This is a genomic window from Microbacterium shaanxiense (assembly GCF_054779995.1).
This window is the reverse complement of record NZ_BAAGXE010000007.1, coordinates 48,704-64,058: the sequence shown is the minus strand read 5'-3', so window position 1 is coordinate 64,058 and position 15,355 is coordinate 48,704. Positions and strand designations below refer to the sequence as shown.

Below are 15,355 nucleotides of genomic sequence, written 5' to 3'. Positions count from 1 at the left end.
GCGACCTGGGGTGCGGACGTCCGAACGTCCGCACCCCGCATCCCGACCCGCACTTCCAGGAGAACGACATGACCATCGAGATCGCCGACGTCATCATCACCAGCCCAGGGCGCAACTTCGTCACCCTCAAAATCACGACCTCCGACGGCATCGTCGGCCTCGGTGACGCGACGCTCAACGGACGCGAACTCGCCGTCGCCTCGTATCTCTCCGATCACGTCGCGTCGATGCTCGTCGGCCGCGACGAGGACCGCATCGAGGACACCTGGCAGTACCTGTACCGCGGACCGTACTGGCGCCGCGGCCCGGTGACGATGGCCGCGATCGCGGCGGTCGACATGGCCCTGTGGGACATCAAGGCCAAGAAGGCCGGGATGCCCCTGTACCAGCTGCTCGGCGGCGCGAGCCGTGAGGGCGTCCGCGTGTACGCGCACGCCTCCGGCACCGACTACGCCGCCCTCAAGAACGCCATCGCCGGCTACGAGGAGCTCGGATTCACCGCGGTGCGCGTGCAGACCGGCGTGCCCGGCCTGGGCCAGATCTACGGAGTCTCGGCCGCCGGCCCCGGCGTGCGCTACGACTACGAGCCCGCCAAGCGCTCCGGCGACCGCCCGAGCGAGGAGACCTGGGACACCCGCAACTACCTCTCCCACATGCCGGGGATCTTCTCGCAGATCCGCGAGGACTTCGGCACTGACCTTCGCATCCTCCACGACGGGCACCACCGCATGTCGCCGATCGAGGCCGCGCGCTTCGCGAAGGACATCGAGCCGTACGACCTCTTCTGGCTCGAGGACTGCACACCCGGTGAAGACCAGACCGCGCTGCGCCTGGTGCGTCAGCACTCGACGACGCCGCTCGCCATCGGCGAGGTGTTCAACTCGGTCTTCGACTATCAGACCCTCATCACCGAGCGCCTCATCGACTACGTCCGTTCGGCCGTCACCCACACCGGCGGCATCACGGCCATGAAGAAGCTGCTCGACTTCGCCGCGATCTACGGCATCAAGTCCGGCATCCACGGGCCGACCGACATCTCGCCGGTCGGCATGGCCGCCGCCCTGCACCTCGACCTCGCGATCCACAACTTCGGCATCCAGGAGTACATGCCGCACAACGAGCAGACCCTCGAGGTGTTCCAGACCTCGTTCACGTTCGATCGGGGCTTCCTGCACCCCGGCGAGCAGCCAGGTCTCGGCGTCGACCTCGACGAGGACGCCGCGGCCGGCCACGAGTACACCAAGGCCTATCTGCCGGTGAACCGCCTGCTCGACGGGACTGTGCACGACTGGTGAGCGGCGGCGATCTCCTCACGGGGGCATAGGCCATACTGGCGTGCACTTGACCACGCTCGGCGTCCGGCCTATTCTTTCCATGGAACAGAATAGTGTTTCCGAATACTGGAAACAGGACAATCTGTTCGGCCCCCACCCGGCAGCGTCGGGCGCATAGACTCGCATCATCGGATCCGGATCGGCGCACCCTCCCGCAGCACCGCCGGATCTGAGGAGATCCACCTATGAATGACATCGCCGTCAACGTCAACGGGAACAGCCGCCCCCTCGCGGGCGCTCCTGCGCACACCACCGCCCTGGACTGGCTGCGCGGTGCCGGGCTCTCCGGCGCGAAGGAAGGTTGCGCCGAAGGAGAATGCGGTGCCTGCGCCGTCATGCTCGCCACCCCGACGCCCGAAGGCGGCACCGCCTGGACCGCCGTGAACTCCTGCCTCGTGCCGGTGTATGCACTCAACGGTCAGGAGATCGTCACCGCCGAAGGCCTCGGCAGCCCCGATGCGCTGCACCCGGTGCAGGAGAAGCTCGCCGAAGCCGGCGGGTCGCAGTGCGGCTACTGCACCCCGGGCTTCGTCTGCAGCATGGCCGGCGAGTACTACCGCGACGGCCGCGAGGCCGTGGCCGAGAGCACCGACAAGGACTGCCCCGTCCACGACGCCGAGCACGGTCCGAACGGATTCGACCTGCATGCGCTCAGCGGCAACCTCTGCCGGTGCACGGGCTACCGCCCGATCCGCGACGCCGCGTACGCGCTGGGCTCGCCAGCGGGCGACGACCCGCTGCGGCAGCGCCTCGCCGACCCGGCGCCTGCCGCCGTCGCGACGGCGGCCACGGTCGACGGCTCCCGCTTCATCCGCCCCGCATCCTTCGACGAGACCCTGCGTCTGATCCGCGATGAGCCAGATGCTCTGCTCGTCGCAGGGTCAACGGACTGGGGCGTCGAGGTGAACATCCGCGGCTCGCGCGCTCCTCTCGTCGTCGCGATCGAGCACCACGAGGAACTGCGCACGCTCGCCGTCACGGATGACGAGATCGAGATCGGCGCCGGCCTGCCGCTCTCGGAGGTCGAGTCGCGCCTCGGCGGCACGGTGCCGCTGCTCGCACAGTTGTTCCCGCAGTTCGCCTCCCGGTTGATCCGCAACCGCGGAACCATCGGCGGCAACCTCGGCACCGGATCACCGATCGGCGACACTCCCCCCGCGCTGCTGGCCCTGGGCGCACGCGTGGTGCTGGCGTCGGCAGACGGCGAGCGCGAGGTCGACCTGGCCGAGTACTTCACCGGCTACCGCCAGTCGGTCCGCCGTGTGGACGAACTCATCCGCGCCGTGCGCATCCCCCTGCCCCTCGCGAAGGTGACCTCGTTCCAGAAGATCGCCAAGCGCCGCTTCGACGACATCTCCAGCGTCGCGGTGGCGTTCGCCCTCGACATCGAAGGCGGCTCCGTCACGTCGGCGAAGATCGGTCTCGGCGGTGTGGCCGCGACTCCGTTGCGCGCCCGCGCGACCGAGGAGGCACTCGTCGGGCAGCCGTGGAGCGTCGCCACCGTCCGCGCAGCATCCGAGGTCCTCGGCAGCGAGGGCACGCCGATGTCGGATCACCGCGCGAGTTCGGAGTACCGCGCGCTCATGCTCAACACCGCGCTGCTCAAGCTCTACAGCACGACAGTGATCAACGACAAGGAGGTGTCGGCATGAGTGCTCTCGCCGACCGTCCGGCCGACCCCGTCGTCGGAATCCGCGCCCCGCACGAGAGCGCCGCACTGCATGTGACAGGCGCCGCCATGTACACCGACGACCTCGCCGCCCACACCGCCGGCGTGCTCACGGCATGGCCAGTGCAGTCCACGAACGCGCACGCCAAGGTCACGATCGACGTCTCCGGCGCCTACGAGGTGCCGGGCGTCGTCCGTGTGCTCACGGCCGACGACGTGCCCGGCGTGAACGACGCGGGCATCAAGCACGACGAGCCGCTGTTCCCCAGCGAGGCGATGTTCTACGGCCACGCCCTGGTGTGGGTGCTCGGCGAGACGCAGGAGGCCGCCCGCCTCGGCGCCGCAGCCGTCGCGGTCGAGTACGAGCCGCTTCCGTCGCTGATCACGATCCAGGATGCCGTCGACGCCGGCTCCTTCCAGGGCATCGCCCGCACGGTCGAGCGCGGCGACGCGGCATCCGCCCTCGCATCGTCTGCGCACGTCTTCGAAGGCGAGACGGAGTTCGGCGGCCAGGAGCACTTCTACCTGGAGACGCAGGCGTCGTTCGCGACGATCGACTCCGAGGGTCAGTACTTCGTGCAGTGCTCCACGCAGCATCCGTCGGAGACGCAGGAGATCATCGCGCACGTGCTCGACCTCTCCTCGAACCAGGTCACCGTGCAGTCGCTGCGCATGGGCGGCGGTTTCGGCGGCAAGGAGATGCAGTCGCACGGGTTCGCGGCGATCGCCGCGCTCGGCGCCAAGCTCACCGGACGGCCCGTGCGGCTGCGCCTGAACCGCACGCAGGACATCACGATGACCGGCAAGCGGCATCCGTTCCACATCTCGTGGAAGGTCGGCTTCGACGCCGACGGTCTGCTGCAGGGTCTGGATGCCGTGCTCACCTGCGACGGAGGCTGGAGCCTCGACCTTTCAGAGCCCGTGCTCGGCCGCGCGCTGTGCCACCTCGACAACGCGTACTGGATCCCCAACGTGCACGCGCTCGGCCGGATCGTGAAGACCCACAAGGCGTCGAACACGGCGTTCCGCGGATTCGGCGGCCCGCAGGGGGTCTTCCTCATCGAGGACATCCTGGGCAGGGTCGCGCCCGCACTCGGCATCGACGCGCTCGCACTGCGCGAGAAGAACTTCTACCAGCCGGGTCAGAGCACGCCGTACGGGCAGCTCGTGAAGGATGCCGATCGCCTCGGCACCATCTGGAACGAGCTGCGGGACGAGGCCGACGTCGATGCGCGCCGTGCCGAGATCGCGGAGTTCAACGCCGGCAGCCCCCACGTCAAGCGCGCGCTCGCGATGACGCCGATCAAGTTCGGCATCTCGTTCAACTTCGCGGCCTTCAACCAGGCCGGCGCTCTCGTGCACGTGTACAAGGACGGCTCTGTACTGATCAACCACGGCGGCACCGAGATGGGTCAGGGTCTGCACACCAAGATGCTGCAGGTCGCCGCGACCGCACTGGGCCTCGAGATGCATCAGGTGCGCTTGGCGCCGACCCGCACCGACAAGGTGCCCAACACCTCGGCCACGGCGGCATCGTCCGGCGCCGACCTCAACGGCGGTGCTGTCAAGATCGCGTGCGAGCAGATCAGGGAGCGGATGGCCGCGGTCGCCGGGCGACTGTTGAACGTCGACGAACGCGATGTGCGCTTCTCCAGCGGCCTGATCACCGGCCTCGGCAACACGTCGCAGACCCTCACCTTCGCCGAGGTGGCCGAGGCCGCATACCTGCAGCGCGTACAGCTGTTCGCCGCCGGCTACTACCGCACCGAGGGCCTGCACTGGAATCCCGAGATCATGCAGGGCTCGCCGTTCAAGTACTTCGCCTACGGGTGCGCTGCGACCGAGGTCGAGGTGGACGAGTTCACCGGCGCGTACACGGTGCGCCGCGTCGACATCGTGCACGACGTGGGCGACTCGCTCTCGCCGATGCTCGACATCGGGCAGGTCGAGGGCGCGTACGTGCAGGGCGTCGGCTGGCTGACGCTGGAGGAACTGCGCTGGGACACCGGCGACGGCCCGAACCGCGGTCGCCTGCAGACGCAGTCCGCATCGACGTACAAGCTGCCCAGCTTCTCGGAGATGCCGTCGGAGTTCAACGTCCGCCTGTTCGAGAATGCGCGCGAGGACGGCGCGGTCTACGGTTCCAAGGCCGTCGGAGAGCCGCCGTTCATGCTCGCGTTCAGCGCACGCGAGGCGCTGCGTGAAGCCGTCGGCGCTTTCGGGCCGGAGGGTCACAGGGTCGAGCTCGGTTCACCCGCGACGCCGGAGGCCGTCTTCTGGGCGGTGCGCGCCGTGCAGCAGGCCTCGGCTGACGCGGCTCCCGCTCGCGCGGGCGCCCACGAGCTCGCCGCCGTTCGCTGATCGGACGCGGGATGGACTGGCTCGACGCCCTGCAGGATTTGCGCACGCGGCGCGTTCCCGCCGTCGTCGTGACCATGGCGCTCGTGCGCGGTCATGCGCCCCGCAACGGCGGCGCGAAGATGGTGGTCTCACCCGACGACGTGTTCGGCACGGTCGGGGGCGGAAACCTCGAGGCGACCGCGATCGATCGCGCCCGCTCCATGCTCGCGTCCGGTTCGGCCGAGCCCGAGCTGCTCACGCTCACGCTGAGCGACAAGGCGACCACGGAGTACGGTGTGCAGTGCTGCGGAGGAGAGGTCACGATGATGCTCGAACCGATGCGGGTCGTGCCCGTCGTCGCCATCTTCGGCCTGGGCCATGTCGGATTGGAGCTCGCGCGCATCCTCGCCCGGCACGAGATCGACCTGCACCTGATCGACTCCCGTACCGAGATGCTCGCCCCCGAGCGCGTGGGCGAGCCGGGTCGCATCGGCGTCTTCGCGGATGCCGCCGCCAGGGTGCACGTCACGCACTCCCCTGTTCCCGAGGCGGCGCTCACGACGCTGCCGGCCGACGCCCACGTGCTGGTGATGACGCACGACCATGTCGAGGACCTCGCCGTGGTCGATCAGTCGCTACGCACGGCCGGCATCCGCTCGATCGGTCTGATCGGCTCGTCATCGAAATGGGCGCGATTCCGCAAGAAGCTCACCGAGCTCGGACACGGTGACGCCGACCTCGCCCGCGTCACCACGCCGATCGGTGTGCCGGAGGTGTCGGGGAAGCAGCCGGCCGTCATCGCGGTCAGCGTCGCGGCCCGCATCCTGCAGCTCATCGACGAGGCGGCACCGGTCGCCGTCGCGGGTGACGACCGGTGACGGGCACCCCACACGCCTCGGTCATCGTCACCGGCGCGGGAAGCGGCATCGGCCGCGCGATCGCCGGTGCGCTGCTCACCGCGGGCTTCGGCGTGACCCTGGCGGGCCGGCGCGGAGCGCCGCTGCACGAGACCGCCGCCGGCGATCCGCACGCACTCGTCGCCGAGACCGACATCACCGACGCGGCGCAGGTCGAACGACTGATCGCTCTTCACGTGGAGCGCTTCGGCCGTCTCGACGTGCTGGTGAACAATGCCGGGGTGTTCGGACCGAGCGCCGACATCGGCGAGCTCACCTCCGCGGACTGGGAGTCGACGCTCGCCGTGAACCTCACGGGCGCGATGCACTGCGCAGGAGCGGCGTTCCGCCAGATGATGACGCAGTCGCCGGCCGGCGGCCGCATCATCAACAACGGTTCGATCTCAGCCCAGACGCCGCGCCCGCGTTCGGTCGCCTACACGACCACGAAGCACGCGATCGCCGGGCTGACGAAGTCCATCGAGCTCGACGGACGCCCGCACCGCATCACGGCGACCCAGCTCGACATCGGCAACGCCCGCACCGAGCTGATCGGCCGGCTGGTCGACGACGGGGCGCTGCAGGCGGACGGCTCACGTCGACCGGAGCCGACGATGGATGCCGCGCACGTCGCCGATCTCGTGGTCCAGCTCGCCCGCACGCCGCTCGAGGTCAGCGTCCCGCAGCTCACGGTCACCGCGGCCGGCATGCCGTACATCGGCCGCGGCTGACCGTCGAAAGAAGACTTTCGGGGGTTCCGGCACGCTCGGAGCCGCGAAACTCTTCTCCCCGCATGCGAATCGCCGGGACGCGCGACCCGGCTGCCGCACGTGACGGTGCCCGATGCCGCGTGAGCAGCACCGGGCATCGTCCACGCGTCTCAGCCTCCGAGGAGCGTCTCGATCGGCCCGCGCACGAAGTACAGCGTGAACCCGGCGGCGACGATCCACATCAGCCAGTGCACCTTCCTGGCGCGGCCGGAGAGGGCGTTCACCAGCGTCCACGAGATGAAGCCGACGCCGATGCCGTTGGCGATCGAGTAGGTCAGCGGCATCGTCACGATGGTGAGGAACACCGGCAGTGCGACCGCGAACTTCGTGAACTTGATCTCCTTGACCTGCGCCATCATCATCGCTCCCACCACGACCAGCGCCGCGGATCCGACTTCGATCGGCACCACGAGCGTGAGCGGGGTGAAGAACATCGACAGCAGGAAGAGCACGCCGACGACCACCGAGGAGAGTCCGGTGCGCGCCCCCTCACCGATGCCGGACGCGCTGTCGACGAACACGGTGTTCGACGACGTCGAGGTCGCGCCGCCTGCCACGGCGCCCAGACCCTCGACGACGAAGGCGGAACGCAGACGCGGGAAAGTGCCGTCCTTGTAGGCCAGGCCCGAGTTCTTGGCGAGGCCGGTCATGGTGCCCATCGCGTCGAAGAAGTTCGAGAACACGAGTGTGAAGACCAGCATCGTCGCGGCGAGAGCGCCGATGCGCCCGAACGAGCCGAAGAGGTCGAACTGCCCGACCAGCCCGAAGTCGGGGATGGTCACGAACGACGTCGGAAGTTCCGGGATGGTCATGTGCCACCCGCCGGGTGCCTCGGCGCTCGTTCCGAGCTTGAGGAACGACTGCGCGACGATCGCGATGACGGTCGACGCCACGATGCCGATCAGGATGCCGCCCGGTACCTTGCGAGCCACGAGCACGCCGATCAGGATCAGCCCGATCAGGAAGATGAACGTCGGCACCGAGGTGATCGAGCCGCCGTCGCCCAGCTGCACGGGCGGGCCACCGGGAGTGCGATTGACGAAGCCCGAGTCCACGAATCCGATGAACGCGATGAACAGCCCGATGCCGACCGTGATGGCCGCCTTGAGCGCGTGGGGCACGGCGTTGAAGATCGCGGTGCGGATGCCGGTGGCTCCGAACAGGACGATGAGGAGGCCGTTGATCACGACGAGGCCCATGGCCTCCGGCCACGTCACCTGACCGACGACGGCCACCGCGAGGAAGGAGTTGATGCCGAGCCCCGCGGCGAGCGCGAACGGAAGGCGCGCGATCACGCCGAACAGGATCGTCATGACGCCGGCGGTGAGGCCGGTCGCTGCGCCGATCTGCGCGCTCTGCAGTGCGTTGCCGGCGACGTCCTCGACGCCGCCGAGGATGAGCGGGTTCAGGATGACGATGTACGCCATGGTCACGAAGGTGACGACGCCTCCGCGGATCTCACGGGCGAACGTGGACCCTCGCTGGGTGATCTCGAAGAAACGGTCGAGGGCGTTCTTGGGTTTCGCGTCGACGGTGGTGGTCGCTCCGGTGGGGAGCGGCGGATGCTCGGGCGGAAGCGGTTCCGCTTCGCCCGAGTCGTCGCGTGTGGAAGTTGGTGAAGACATCATTGGCTCCAGTCGATGGATCGAGTCGGCAGTGCGGGATCAGTACTCGGTACGGGTGGCCGTGCCGGTCCACTCGGTGAATGCGGCGATGCGCTGGGCCGGCGGGAGGGGTTCCTGCGCGACCGGCATGATCGCGCGGTCCTCCGGACCCCCCTCGAAGTAGCGGTAGAAGACGGCATCGTCGAAGCCGGCGTCGGCGGCGTCGTTGCGGTCGGCGGCGAAGTACACCTTCTCGACCCGCGCCCAGAGCGACGTGGCGAGGCACATCGGGCACGGCTCGCAGCTGGTGTAGAGCACGGCTCCGGAGAGGTCGAAGGTGCCCAGCGCCTGACAGGCGTTGCGGATGGCGGTGACCTCGGCGTGGGCCGAGGGGTCGAGGTTGGCCGTCACGCGGTTGACGCCTTCGAACACCTGGCCGTCGGAGGAGACGATGAGGGCACCGAACGGCCCGCCTTCGTTGCGGACGTTCTCTGTCGCGAGATCCACGGCGCGGGCCAGGTACTCGGCCGGGGTCGGGGTGCCGTCGGTCGACGACGGTGCAGTGGACGGGTTGATACCGATCGTGTCCATGTGGGAGTGGTTCCTTGCGTCGGACGCTGATGCGACGAGGTTGCGACGGGTGTCATGCGCGGTCCTCGTCGATCCGCTGGCTTCTGGGTACCTGCGTGCCCGGGTGTTCGCGGGTCGCAGGGCTTTATGACCCTAACAGCGAAACAGCCGATCGTCCATCTTTTTCGGAATCTGTTTTCCGCTATGCGATATCTATCATTGCACCTCCGCAGATGCGAGAGTACAGTGCATCTCATGACGCATTTTCGGATCAGTGAGGCCGCCGCGCTCCTCGGCGTCAGCGACGACACCGTTCGGAGGTGGTGCGCCGACGGCATCCTCTCGGTCTCTCACGACGGCGCCGGCCGACAGGTCGTCGACGGCGCCGAGCTCGCCGCGCACGCCAAAGTGCTGGCGACGGAGGTCTCCGACGTCGGAGACGTCAAGCGCAGCGCACGCAATCGGTTCACGGGTCTGGTGACGAAGGTCGAGATCGACGGACTCATGGCCCAGGTCGAACTGCAGTGCGGGCCCAACCGCGTCGTGTCTCTGATGTCGTCCGAGGCCGCGCGCGAGCTGCGGCTCGACGTCGGCTCCAAGGCCGTCGCGGTGGTCAAGGCGACCATGGTCATCCTCGAGACCGACGGCGACGCCCGATGATCTCCCGATCCGCGCATCGACGCGCGGCAGCGACCGGTGTGCTCGCCGCCGCGTTCGTCTTCACCGGGTGCACCGGTGGAACCGCAGAGGTCGGGGACGGTGAGGGCGGCCCGAGCGGGGAGCTCACGATCTTCGCGGCGGCTTCGCTGTCCGGAGCGTTCGACGAGCTCGCGGCGCAGTTCGAGGCGCAGCATCCGGACGTCGACGTCCTGCCGATCAGTTACGACGGCTCGTCCGTGCTGGCGACCCAGCTGATCGAGGGCGCCACCGCCGACGTGTTCGCCTCTGCCGATGAGCGGAACATGACGAAGGTGACCGACGCAGGGCTCGCCGCAGGCGCGGAGGCGTTCGCGACGAACACCATGCAGCTCGCGGTGGCACCGGGCAATCCCGACCGGATCGACGGGCTGCCCGCTCTCGCCGACGACGACCTGATCGTCGTGATGTGCGCCGCCGAGGTGCCGTGCGGTGCCACCGCCCGCGCGTTGCTGGATGCCGCCGGCGTCGAGGTGACGCCGGCCAGCGAGGAGCAGAACGTGACAGCGGTGCTGGCGAAGGTGAAATCCGGCGAGGCCGATGCCGGGCTCGTCTATCGCACCGACATCGCGGCGGCCGGCGATGCAGTGGAGGCCGTCGACATCGAGGGCGCCGCCACCGCGACGAACATCTACCCGCTCTCGACGCTGACGGACGCTGCGAACCCGGGCGCTGCGGAGGCGTTCGTCGACTTCGTGCTCTCGGACGACGGGCAGGCGGTCCTGTACGACTTCGGATTCGGTGCGCCGTGAGCGCCGCGCAGACCCCGGCGCACCCCGGGGCGGCCGGCTCCTCCGTCCTCGGGCGTATCCCGCCCTGGCTCGCGGTACCGGCCGCCCTCGGGGCGCTCGTGCTCGTGCTGCCGTTCATCGCACTGCTCGCGCGTCTGGAATGGGCGGGAGTGCCCGCCGCGATCACGTCTCCCGCGGCGCTGCAAGCGCTGTCGCTGTCGCTGTCGACGGCATCGATCGCGACGGTGGTGTGCGTGATCCTCGGCGTGCCGCTGGCGCTGGTGATCGCCCGCAGCCCGCAGTGGCTCGCCGCGATCCTGCGCACGCTGACGACCTTGCCCCTCGTACTGCCGCCGTTGGTGGGCGGCATCGCACTGCTCTCGCTTCTCGGCCGCGGGGGCATGTTCGGCGGCGCCCTCTCCGCTGCCGGGATCCAGATCCCCTTCACGACGGTCGCGGTCGTGATCGCCCAGGTCTTCGTCGCACTCCCGTTCCTCGTGATCTCCGCCGAGGGGGCCCTGCGCACGGCCGGCACAGGGCACGAGCTGGTCGCCGCCTCGCTCGGCGCGGGGAGGTTCACCGTGTTCCGCCGGGTGACCTTGCCCCTGGTGGCGCCCGGGCTGGTGGCCGGAACCGTCCTCTGCTTCGCACGGGCGCTGGGAGAGTTCGGTGCCACCGCGCTCTTCGCCGGCAACGCGCCGGGTGTCACCCGAACGATGCCGCTCGCGATCTACACCGCGTTCAACGGGGCAGGCGTGCAGGAGGACACCGCGATCGCGCTGTCGCTGCTACTCATCATGGTCGCCGTCGCGGTGCTGCTGCTGATGCGCGGCTGGCGAGCGGATGCGGTCCGATGAGCCTCGACGTCGACATCCGCGCCCGCGTCGGCACGTTCACGCTCGAGGCGGCGATAGCGGCCGCCCCCGGCGAAGTGCTCGCCGTCCTCGGACCCAACGGATCGGGGAAGTCGACGCTGCTCGGTGCGATCGCCGGTCATCTCGACCACGTCGGGCGGCATGCGGAGGTGTCCGGCCGGATCGCGCTGGGCGATCGGATGCTGGACCGATCGGTGCCGCCGGAGCGCCGACGCGTCGGCCTGCTCGGTCAGCACACCACGCTCTTCCCGCATCTGACCGCCCTCGACAACGTCGCGTTCGGCCCGCGCGCGCAGGGAACGCCCCGGAGCGAGGCCGCGGCGATCGCGCGCAGACACCTCGGCGACGTCGGTCTCGGCGACCTCGCTGATCGACGACCCGCGCAGCTGTCCGGAGGGCAGCGCCAGCGCGTCGCGCTGGCCCGTGCACTCGCTGCGGCGCCCGAAGCGCTGCTGCTCGACGAGCCGTTCGCCGCCCTCGACGTGCAGACCTCCGCCCAGGCCAGGCGCCTGGTCTCGGAGCTCCGAGATCGGGTGAGCGTTCCGATGGTGCTGGTCACGCACGATCCGATGGATGCCGTCATGCTGGCTGCACGGACCGTGGTGCTCCAGGAGGGGCGGGTCGTGCAGGAGGGCTTCACCAGGGACGTGCTCGGCCACCCGGACTCCGCCTTCGTGGCGGCGATCGCTGGTGTCAATCTCGTCGCGGGGGTGGCGGAGCGAGAGGGCGTCCTGCACGCGGCCGCCCCGACGGCGTCATCGCTGTCCACGACGTGGATCGGTCGCGGAGATCGGCTGCAGCGCGGCGAGTCGGGCACTGCGGTCTTCTCCCCCGGCGCGGTGCGGGTCCACGCGGGTCCGATCGCGGCGTCAGAGGGCGTCGACGCTGCGCCGAACACCTGGAGCGGCACGGTCGCTCACCTCGAGCCGATCCCCGGTGGCGTGCGACTGTTCACCGTCGAGCATCCGGACATCGCGGTCGACAGCTCGTCGATGGCGGCCGTCGACGCCGGCATCCGCCCCGAGGCCGTTCTCACCTTCTCGGTGCCGGAGGACGACGTCTCTGTGCGCCGCTCGCGCTGAGCGGTGCTACCGTTGCCCACACGAAAGGGACGGCGATGGCGAGCATTCCGATTCCCGCACCAGAGCGGGCGACAGGGGCGTCGCGCCTGCCCTCGACCGGCGGTCTGGTCGACAGGTTCGCGCGGCCGATGCGCGATCTGCGGATCTCGGTGACGGACCGGTGCAACTTCCGCTGCGTCTACTGCATGCCGCGCGCGGTATTCGGTCGTGACTACGCATTCCTCGATCGTGATGAACTGCTCAGCTTCGAGGAGATCGAGCGCATCGCACGCGTCGCAGCCGCCCACGGCGTGCGCAAACTGCGCCTGACCGGAGGTGAGCCGCTGCTGCGCCGCGGCATCGAAGAGCTCATCTCGCGTCTCGCCGCGCTGCGCACACCCGAGGGCGAGAAGCTCGAGATCGCCCTCACGACGAACGGCTCGGCACTGACCGTGAAGGCGCAGGCCCTCAAGGATGCCGGGCTCGGCCGCCTCACCGTCTCGATCGACTCGCTCGACGACGACCTCTTCCAGCAGATGAACGACGTGCGGTTCCCGGTCTCGCGTGTACTCGACGGCCTCGATGCCGCCCACGCCGCGGGGCTGGGGCCGATCAAGCTGAACATGGTCGTCAAGCGCGGGCTGAACGACGGCGAGATCGAGGCGATGGCGTCGCATTTCAAGGGGACCCCCTACACGCTGCGTTTCATCGAGTACATGGATGTCGGCACGTCCAACGGCTGGTCGCTCGACGAAGTGGTGCCCTCGGCGGAGATCGTCGAGCGGATCAGCGCGCTGCATCCGCTCGAGCCTGTCGGCCCCACGGTGACGGGAGAGACAGCCCAGCGCTGGCGGTACACGGACGGCTCAGGTGAGATCGGTGTGATCTCGTCGGTGACGAACACGTTCTGCGGCACGTGCAACCGTGCCCGCATCTCCACCGAAGGCAAGCTCTTCACCTGCCTCTTCGCCACCGAGGGGCATGACCTGCGCGCGCTACTGCGCGAAGGGGCCGACGACGCACAGCTCGCCACCGCCATGGCATCGATCTGGGGAGCGCGTGAGGACCGGTACTCCGAGATCCGCTCCAGCCTCACACCCGAACTCCGTGCATCACGCCAGCGCATCGAGATGAGCTACATCGGCGGCTGAGCACCGCTCGGCGCAGAGGTCAGAGGCCGACCCACTCCGAGACGCCGTCGTCGTAGTGCTGCCTCTTCCAGATCGGCACACCGCGTTTGATCTCCTCGACCACCAGTTCGCAGGCGCGGAACGTCTCCGCACGATGGCCGCCGGATGCCGCCGCGTACAGGGCGATGTCACCGATGCGCAGATCTCCGACGCGATGGGCGGCGGCGACCAGCAGACCGGTCTCGGCCCCGACGCGTTCGACGATCTCGGCGAGGAACCGCGCGGCATCCGGATGCGCGCGATAGTCGAGCGAGCGCACCGATCGACCACCGTCGTGATCGCGGACGACCCCGCAGAAGGTGACGACGGCGCCGTGCGCGTCGGAACCGACGGCGGCGCGCACCGCGGCCTCGTCGATCGGATCCTCCGATATCAGCGCGAAGGTGGTCATGAGTTCACGGACTCCTTCCGTGCCGGATCGTCGATCGCAGCATCCTGCACAGTGTCGCCGACCACGTGTCCGCCGACGGCCGTGAACGCCTGAACACCGCCGGCGAGGTACGTCACCGGGAATCCGCGTTCGGCGAGCGCGCGGGCGGCGCGGCGGGAGCGCGGGTCGCGTTCGCAGTAGATGACGATCGGATCGCCGCTGTCGACCGCAGGGTTCTCCCCGGCGTCGAGGGTGCCCAGCGGTAGAAGCTGCCCGCCCGGGATGCGCCGCGCGCGCGCTTCGTGCGGCTCGCGCACGTCGACCAGCTGCACCGGTCGGCGCTCCCTCATCCACTGCAGCAGTTCGGCGGCCGAGGTCGCGGCCGGATCGCCCTCGGTCGAGTCGCTCTGCACGCCGCAGAACAGCTCGTAATCGATGAGTCCGGCGACCGGCGCGCGCTCCTCGTCGGCGGCGTACGAGATCTCGCGGGTGCGGGCATTGAGCGCATCGTAGAAGAGCACCCGCCCGAGCAACGGCTCCCCGATGCCGACCACGAGCTTGACGACTTCCGTCGCCATGAGCGATCCGATCGCGGTGCACAGGCTCGGCAGCACCCCGCCCAGCTCGCAGGACAGCGTCTCGTCCGCCGGCGGCGGCGCGGGGAACAGATCGCGGAAGGTCGGCCCGTGCCCGCGCCACGCCACCCCGACCTGGCCGTGGAAGCGCAGGATGCTGCCCCAGACAAGGGGCTTTCCCGCGAGTTCTGCGGCGTCGTTCGAGAGATAACGCGTCGGGAAGTTGTCGCTGCCGTCGACGATGAGGTCGTACTGCTCGAGGATCGCCGGCAGGTTGTCGGACGTCAGTCGCTCGCGGTGGATGATCAGCTCGCGCTGCGGGTCGATCGCCCGCACGGTGTCGGCGAGCGAGTCGACCTTCGCCCGGCCGATGTCGCCCGTGCCGTGGCTGAGCTGGCGGTGAAGGTTCGACAGTTCGACAACGTCGTCATCGGCCACGCCGATCGTGCCGACGCCGGATCCTGCGAGGACCGGGACGATCGCGCTGCCGAGACCCCCGGCGCCGATCACGAGCACGCGCGCCGCGCCGAGGCGCCGTTGCGCATCCTCGCCGAAGCCGGGCAGCATGAGCTGACGGCTGTAACGGGTGATGCGCTCGGGCTCCAGCGCGGGGCCCGGCTCGACCAGCGGGATCATGGTGCAATAGTACGCGTCGAACTTCACCGTGGGGCGAG

Annotated in this window: 13 protein-coding genes and 1 pseudogene; 10 read left to right on the top strand and 4 right to left on the bottom strand. The window is 69.3% G+C overall.

Annotated elements, in window-relative coordinates; genetic code table 11:
* The first annotated feature begins 68 nt into the window (after positions 1 to 68).
* The 5 genes from manD to ACYVG2_RS18520 all read left to right on the top strand — a co-directional run bounded on the left by manD (position 69) and on the right by ACYVG2_RS18520 (position 6,970).
* Positions 69 to 1,295, top strand: coding sequence for a D-mannonate dehydratase ManD (manD, locus tag ACYVG2_RS18540; RefSeq protein WP_460782335.1), 1,227 nt, complete (start codon positions 69 to 71; stop codon positions 1,293 to 1,295).
* A gap of 224 nt (positions 1,296 to 1,519) precedes the next feature.
* On the top strand, positions 1,520 to 2,986 hold the full coding sequence (locus ACYVG2_RS18535; RefSeq protein ID WP_460782334.1) for a xanthine dehydrogenase small subunit: 1,467 nt from the start codon (positions 1,520 to 1,522) through the stop codon (positions 2,984 to 2,986).
* Entirely contained in the window at positions 2,983 to 5,364 is a 2,382-nt protein-coding gene (xdhB, locus tag ACYVG2_RS18530) for a xanthine dehydrogenase molybdopterin binding subunit (RefSeq protein WP_460782333.1), read from the top strand. The genes ACYVG2_RS18535 and xdhB overlap by 4 nt, the downstream gene beginning before the upstream one ends.
* Before the next feature lie 11 nt (positions 5,365 to 5,375).
* On the top strand, positions 5,376 to 6,221 hold the full coding sequence (xdhC, locus tag ACYVG2_RS18525) for a xanthine dehydrogenase accessory protein XdhC (protein ID WP_460782332.1): 846 nt from the start codon (positions 5,376 to 5,378) through the stop codon (positions 6,219 to 6,221).
* Positions 6,218 to 6,970 (top strand): SDR family oxidoreductase, encoded by a 753-nt coding sequence (locus tag ACYVG2_RS18520; RefSeq protein WP_460782331.1) that lies wholly within the window; start codon positions 6,218 to 6,220, stop codon positions 6,968 to 6,970. Before xdhC ends, ACYVG2_RS18520 begins: the two co-directional genes overlap by 4 nt.
* Positions 6,971 to 7,119: 149 nt before the next feature.
* Here ACYVG2_RS18520 and ACYVG2_RS18515 read toward each other — a convergent pair whose 3' ends face one another.
* Positions 7,120 to 8,634 carry an NCS2 family permease gene (locus ACYVG2_RS18515; RefSeq protein ID WP_460782330.1) on the bottom strand — a complete coding sequence of 505 codons (1,515 nt, stop codon included), beginning with the start codon at positions 8,632 to 8,634 and terminating at the stop codon, positions 7,120 to 7,122.
* Between the two features lie 39 nt (positions 8,635 to 8,673).
* Positions 8,674 to 9,204 (bottom strand): nucleoside deaminase, encoded by a 531-nt coding sequence (locus ACYVG2_RS18510; RefSeq protein ID WP_448967213.1) that lies wholly within the window; start codon positions 9,202 to 9,204, stop codon positions 8,674 to 8,676.
* A gap of 234 nt (positions 9,205 to 9,438) precedes the next feature.
* Between ACYVG2_RS18510 and ACYVG2_RS18505 the strand changes: the two genes are divergently transcribed.
* From ACYVG2_RS18505 to moaA, 5 genes and pseudogenes are all read left to right on the top strand, one after another.
* Positions 9,439 to 9,843, top strand: coding sequence for a TOBE domain-containing protein (locus ACYVG2_RS18505; protein WP_460782329.1), 405 nt, complete (start codon positions 9,439 to 9,441; stop codon positions 9,841 to 9,843).
* Entirely contained in the window at positions 9,840 to 10,631 is a 792-nt protein-coding gene (modA, locus tag ACYVG2_RS18500) for a molybdate ABC transporter substrate-binding protein (RefSeq protein ID WP_460782328.1), read from the top strand. Before ACYVG2_RS18505 ends, modA begins: the two co-directional genes overlap by 4 nt.
* Complete coding sequence (locus ACYVG2_RS18495; RefSeq protein ID WP_460782327.1) at positions 10,628 to 11,467, top strand: ABC transporter permease; 840 nt, start codon at positions 10,628 to 10,630, stop codon at positions 11,465 to 11,467. Before modA ends, ACYVG2_RS18495 begins: the two co-directional genes overlap by 4 nt.
* Positions 11,464 to 11,971 (top strand): annotated as a pseudogene (locus tag ACYVG2_RS18490) (ATP-binding cassette domain-containing protein); the annotation flags it as partial. The gene ACYVG2_RS18495 and the pseudogene ACYVG2_RS18490, both read left to right, overlap by 4 nt.
* A 631-nt stretch (positions 11,972 to 12,602) precedes the next feature.
* Positions 12,603 to 13,697 carry a GTP 3',8-cyclase MoaA gene (gene moaA / locus ACYVG2_RS18485; RefSeq protein ID WP_460782326.1) on the top strand — a complete coding sequence of 365 codons (1,095 nt, stop codon included), beginning with the start codon at positions 12,603 to 12,605 and terminating at the stop codon, positions 13,695 to 13,697.
* Positions 13,698 to 13,716: 19 nt separating this feature from the next.
* On the opposite strand, the gene ACYVG2_RS18480 is transcribed toward moaA, so the two are convergent.
* Together ACYVG2_RS18480 and ACYVG2_RS18475 are read right to left on the bottom strand one after the other, a co-directional pair.
* Positions 13,717 to 14,127 (bottom strand): molybdenum cofactor biosynthesis protein MoaE, encoded by a 411-nt coding sequence (locus ACYVG2_RS18480; protein WP_448967207.1) that lies wholly within the window; start codon positions 14,125 to 14,127, stop codon positions 13,717 to 13,719.
* Positions 14,124 to 15,317 (bottom strand): ThiF family adenylyltransferase, encoded by a 1,194-nt coding sequence (locus ACYVG2_RS18475; protein WP_460782325.1) that lies wholly within the window; start codon positions 15,315 to 15,317, stop codon positions 14,124 to 14,126. The genes ACYVG2_RS18480 and ACYVG2_RS18475 overlap by 4 nt, the downstream gene beginning before the upstream one ends.
* Positions 15,318 to 15,355: the final 38 nt, after the last annotated feature.

Bases quoted from the DNA above. Each gene is read 5' to 3' on its own strand.
- ACYVG2_RS18510 (WP_448967213.1), bottom strand. From the start codon at position 9,204: ATGGACACGATCGGTATCAACCCGTCCACTGCACCGTCGTCGACCGAC.
- xdhC (WP_460782332.1), top strand. From the start codon at position 5,376: ATGGACTGGCTCGACGCCCTGCAGGATTTGCGCACGCGGCGCGTTCCC.
- ACYVG2_RS18515 (WP_460782330.1), bottom strand. From the start codon at position 8,634: ATGTCTTCACCAACTTCCACACGCGACGACTCGGGCGAAGCGGAACCG.
- ACYVG2_RS18505 (WP_460782329.1), top strand. From the start codon at position 9,439: ATGACGCATTTTCGGATCAGTGAGGCCGCCGCGCTCCTCGGCGTCAGC.
- ACYVG2_RS18480 (WP_448967207.1), bottom strand. From the start codon at position 14,127: ATGACCACCTTCGCGCTGATATCGGAGGATCCGATCGACGAGGCCGCG.
- moaA (WP_460782326.1), top strand. From the start codon at position 12,603: ATGGCGAGCATTCCGATTCCCGCACCAGAGCGGGCGACAGGGGCGTCG.
- xdhB (WP_460782333.1), top strand. From the start codon at position 2,983: ATGAGTGCTCTCGCCGACCGTCCGGCCGACCCCGTCGTCGGAATCCGC.
- ACYVG2_RS18535 (WP_460782334.1), top strand. From the start codon at position 1,520: ATGAATGACATCGCCGTCAACGTCAACGGGAACAGCCGCCCCCTCGCG.
- ACYVG2_RS18475 (WP_460782325.1), bottom strand. From the start codon at position 15,317: ATGATCCCGCTGGTCGAGCCGGGCCCCGCGCTGGAGCCCGAGCGCATC.
- modA (WP_460782328.1), top strand. From the start codon at position 9,840: ATGATCTCCCGATCCGCGCATCGACGCGCGGCAGCGACCGGTGTGCTC.
- manD (WP_460782335.1), top strand. From the start codon at position 69: ATGACCATCGAGATCGCCGACGTCATCATCACCAGCCCAGGGCGCAAC.